This window comes from Streptomyces sp. NPDC054841 (assembly GCF_053611045.1).
This window is the reverse complement of sequence record NZ_JBSGZO010000940.1, coordinates 1-1,058: the sequence shown is the minus strand read 5'-3', so window position 1 is coordinate 1,058 and position 1,058 is coordinate 1. Positions and strand designations below refer to the sequence as shown.

The following is a 1,058-nucleotide window of genomic DNA, read 5'->3' as shown; positions in this document are numbered from 1 at the left end:
GAATGAAGCGGCCCGCGCGGATATTCGCACCAGCTGCGCAAGCACGCCAAAAAGATCGGCCCGGCCCCGGGGAAGGGGCCGGCACGACCTTCGAGCAGTGACGCTGCGGTGAGCCCGGCTCAGCTCTCGGGGAGCGCCGGGGCCACGGACTGCGCGTTCTCCTGGGAAGGCGTCGGCTCAGGGAGGGCCGGCAGGCCGTCGAGGTTCGCCTCCGGGAGGCCTTCGCCGACCAGCGTGGCCGCGATGAAATTGACGACAGCCTCCACGACCGCGGTCTGCGCCTCGGCAACCGCCGCGGCATCACCCGAGGTGGCGGCCGTGATGAGCGCGTCCGCCCGCTCCTGCAGCGCCGTCAGCGCTTCCTCCACCACGTCCGCCCGGGCCATGGCGGCGAGCACACTCACCTCGGGCTGCTGCGGAGCCTGCGGCTTCGGAGCAGCCGGAGTCTGCGGGGTCTGCGTCGACGGCACCGACGGCGCCGTCGCGGGGTCTGCGGCCGCGGCCCTGGCCTCGGCGATGGCCGCCTTGATGGCGTCGGCGTGCTTCGTCGCGTCCGCGGCGGCGAGCCGGCCGTTGTCGGCGGCCAGAACAGCCTTGAGCAGATCGGTGACGGGGACCACCACACCACCGAACTTGTCCAGCACTGTGACCTGCGCGAGGACCGTCTCGGCGCCGGGGACCGGAGCGTCGGCCGTGTCCTCGGCGGCGACGGCCCGCGGAGCCTCCTCCTGAACCGCCATCGCGGGGCCCGCGGCCCCCAGAAGGAGGGCGAGGGAGAGGGCGGTCGTAGTGATGGGTCGCGATGCCAGAGCACGCATGAGAATCCCTTTCGGTGATCGACGGATCTTGGAATCACCGTGCGAGGGGCGGATACCGAACGCAACCGAACGAGTGCTTGACGTGCTGGGGGCAATGGGTGCCTGGTTCACGCTTCGGAGTGTTTCCGCTGGTGAGGACTTGATCACCGGGCGTGTCACGCGATGGGGTTCCGCACCCGCCATACGAGGGAGCCGCACCGGACAGAGCGAAAAGGCCGCTCTCCCCACCATGGTGGGGAG

General features: G+C 70.9%; 1 protein-coding gene. It reads right to left on the bottom strand.

Annotated features, from left to right (window positions below; genetic code table 11):
• Nucleotides 1–119: 119 nt before the first annotated feature.
• Nucleotides 120–818 (bottom strand): hypothetical protein, encoded by a 699-nt coding sequence (locus tag ACWGI8_RS44565; RefSeq protein ID WP_453669379.1) that lies wholly within the window; start codon nt 816–818, stop codon nt 120–122.
• Nucleotides 819–1,058 lie beyond the last annotated feature (240 nt).

Excerpts from the sequence above, each read along its gene's own strand:
- ACWGI8_RS44565 (WP_453669379.1), bottom strand. The coding sequence starts at position 818 with ATGCGTGCTCTGGCATCGCGACCCATCACTACGACCGCCCTCTCCCTC.